Source organism: Paenibacillus sp. E194, from assembly GCF_000935845.1.
In the GTDB taxonomy this organism is placed as follows: Bacteria; Bacillota; Bacilli; order Paenibacillales; family Paenibacillaceae; genus Paenibacillus_B; species Paenibacillus_B alvei_B.
In genome coordinates this window covers 1-3233 of sequence record NZ_JMDX01000398.1, presented here as the reverse complement: position 1 = coordinate 3233, position 3233 = coordinate 1, and the positions used below count along the sequence as shown (strand labels likewise).

Sequence of the window (3233 nt, the reverse complement as noted above, 5' to 3'; positions counted from 1 at the left end):
CTGGAAGCTTCCCGGAGGCAACGGTTCGTTCTCAGCTTATCCTCGTAAGTCTGGCTGGAATATGTCTGAAACACCACCCTTAATGCCTGTTCGCTTCTCAATTTCCTTGACGACGAGCATTTCGTTTGTTATCGCGAAATTGCTGGGATGCATCCATGTTAACGTTACAGGATTATCAACAATCGGAAGCTTCAGTCCGCCCGTATCCCCATATTGCTCACTATCACCCGTGACTGTGGAACCGGAACCTGCTTGACCACCGTTACCGCTGCTTTTGTTGCTCTCGCTGGAATTGGTGCTGTTTTCTTGATTGGCTTCGCTCCCACCCCCACCGCATGCCGCAAGCAGCGAGAAGACCATTGTTATCATGATGACAATACTTATCACTCTTCTTGACATCGCGATCATTTCCCCCTTTATTTTGTTGCGTCTTCCATGTTGAAAGCTTCTGATGTGTGTCGCAGTCTCAGTATAGAGAACGGTTCCTACTCCGTAAATAAAGCGTTTTCATAATTAGTTCTAAATAGCCCAATCATGAACTAGTTATCACACAAAACCCTTATACAGCAATGATTTTTGCGTGTGGAAATCGATAAAGAGGTTGAATTTGATGAAATAAAGCTTGATCGTTTATTCCAGCCATTCTTGTAGATGGGCAGCAACGAACTCGTCATCATGAAGATGCGAATATTGTCTATATACTCGATCGATTTCGTCCGCTTGCCCAGCAGAAAGCGTCTCATTCGGATTCAGGCACCAAATGCCCTTGAGCAGCCCTTGGCGGCGCAGCACTTCATGAATCCCTGGAATACATCCATGAAATTGATGCGCAGTATCGAAAAATGCAGCATTGCAGTCTGTAATCTGGATGTTCCTAGTTAACCATTCCCCAGAGATTTCGCCGCGTTCTCTCTCCTTCTTGATCTCCTCCAGTAATTCGACTGCCTTCTTCGTCCATACAGCCCAATGGCCGAGAAGACCGCCCACAATACTCTTCTCAATTGACTGCCCTCTCACATCGAAGCGGTACGTTGTAAGCAGATCATTAACAATGTTATCGTCATTCCCTGTGTACAATGCAATCTCATCTCTTCTGTCAGAATAGCATACCGCTCGTACAACATCGATGGTCTGGTAGCGATTGAAGGGAGCCATTTTGATTGCTACAACATTCGGGATGTCCGCGAATTTGCGCCAAAAATCAAAGCTGAGGACACGTCCTCCAACTGTTGGCTGCAAATAGAACCCAATAATCGGCATGATAGCAGCGACCCGTTCAGTACGCCCTAGCAGTTCCTCTTCACTCATGCTGGAGAGTCCGCCCATGCTTAGCAATGCAGCATCGTACCCCATCTGTCGTGCCAACTCCGCTTCCCTCATCGCTTGTTCAGTACTGCCGCACACACCGGCAATCTTCATAAAGGGACGTTCTATGTTAGCTCGTTCAACCTCTTCAACGGCCATGCGCAGTACCGTCTCAAATAAATTATGCTTCGGGTCGCGTATCTCAAATTGTGTGGAGTGAACTCCTACCGCGATTCCACCTGCTCCAGATGCAATGTAATACCTCGTCAACGCGCGCTGATGGCGTTCGTCCAGCTGACGCTCCTCATTGAGTGCAAGTGGATGCGCGGGAATGACCAAGCCCTGATGGAGAGCCTCATGCAGTGTATTAGAAAGCTTCTTGCCTGCCATTATCAGAATTTCCCCCTTCTCTCTTGAAAGTGAGTCGGTTTATTCCATGTTGTTCCTCCTGACTGAACCCACTCCGCACCCAGTCTATCATCTGCAGCAATGATACAGATGGATAGCCGAAGCGCTGATGTGACTTGGATGCGTTATTCAATAAAGCCAGCTCGGTTTCCTCGTCCTGAAATTGCACACTTTTATTGAAACGCATGGCGAACTGCTCCGCAGCCCATCTCACCGACATCGTCTCTGGCCCTGTGATGTTCATGATGGTGGGCGGACTCGTGCATTCCGTCAAGGAGCGAAGAGCCATTGCGTTCGCATCTCCTTGCCAGATTACATTTGCATGCCCCATACTCAGGTTAATCGGACTCCCTTCCATCACGGATTTAGCAACCTCTAACAAGACACCGTAACGGAGATCAATGGCATAGTTCAGTCTATAGAACAGCATTGGCGTCTGATTTTTATGCGCATGATACTCGAAGATTCGCTCTCGACCTAATGTAGACTGCGCATACTCACCGATTGGTTCTGGTGATACAGACTCATCAGCCCCCCCGCTGCCGATCGGCATGAATGGATAGATATTACCAGAGGAGAACACAACGATGCGTGAATCCTTATATTTCTCTGCCACTCTTCCGGGCAAGTACACATTCATCGCCCAAGTAAAATGTTCTCTCCCCATAGTGCCAAATTTATTGCCGGCCATATAGATCACATTCGCTGCATGTGGCAGCTTGAACAATTCTCCATCATGAAGGAGATCGCATGCAATCGTCTCAACTCCCGCTTCCTCTAGTTCGCGCTGTACATCTCCTCCAGTGAACCGTGATACCCCGATCACCCGCTTGTTCAGCCCACCCTTGCGAACCGCATTAACCGCCAGCTTAGCGAGACTCGGCCCCATTTTCCCTCCAACACCAAGAATAACAATATCTCCGTCGACTTTCGCCAGATCCTGAATACATTCATCTGAAGGCTCAGCGAGTCTCTCCTCCAGTTCAAGCACTGATTTCATGTCTGTTATCCCCTTTCCGGAATTGTTCAGTTTTAACCATCTTCGTATGGAACCTGATCCTGCGAAACCGACAAGCTTCCATGAAACCATATATATACCAGACAGAAGATCGTGTATATCATGCTTTTTTTTCCACGTCTTACGATTTTCGGGATAGGGGTATCCCCCAATGTTATACAGCCTAACTCTCGGGCATTTATGGAGGTAGAAAACCATCAAGTAGACGAAATAAATAAAGTGACTCGCGATCGATAGGCACGTGGCGCATGGATCGCGAGTCACTTTTTGAAAGAAGCAAACATAATAGTTTGTTATTATTTAGAAGTATTAATATTGCTACATTTCACTCATTTCACGCTTCATTATGCCTGCGCGATTTTTGGGAGCTTTATGTGATCAAGGGATTGAAGACGATTGGGCAACATAAACAAATTATCATCTGATGGTTCTGGGTACTCGACCTTAAACCCACCTTGCTCAGGATGAAATTGATAGTACACCCGTTCCGACTGTTCTGTTG

2 protein-coding genes and 1 pseudogene are annotated in these 3233 nt (G+C 47.2%); all 3 read right to left on the bottom strand.

Annotated features, from left to right (window positions below; translation table 11 throughout):
• Positions 1-36 precede the first annotated feature (36 nt).
• Positions 37-399 (bottom strand): hypothetical protein, encoded by a 363-nt coding sequence (locus AZ66_RS28060; RefSeq protein WP_044357934.1) that lies wholly within the window; start codon positions 397-399, stop codon positions 37-39.
• 231 nt (positions 400-630) lie between these two features.
• Positions 631-1695 (bottom strand): dihydrodipicolinate synthase family protein, encoded by a 1065-nt coding sequence (locus tag AZ66_RS28055; RefSeq protein ID WP_044357933.1) that lies wholly within the window; start codon positions 1693-1695, stop codon positions 631-633.
• A 2-nt stretch (positions 1696-1697) separates the two neighbouring features.
• A pseudogene (locus AZ66_RS28050) lies at positions 1698-2713 on the bottom strand (NAD-dependent epimerase/dehydratase family protein).
• Positions 2714-3233 lie beyond the last annotated feature (520 nt).

Bases quoted from the DNA above. Each gene is read 5' to 3' on its own strand.
- AZ66_RS28060 (WP_044357934.1), bottom strand. From the start codon at position 399: ATGTCAAGAAGAGTGATAAGTATTGTCATCATGATAACAATGGTCTTC.
- AZ66_RS28055 (WP_044357933.1), bottom strand. From the start codon at position 1,695: ATGGCAGGCAAGAAGCTTTCTAATACACTGCATGAGGCTCTCCATCAG.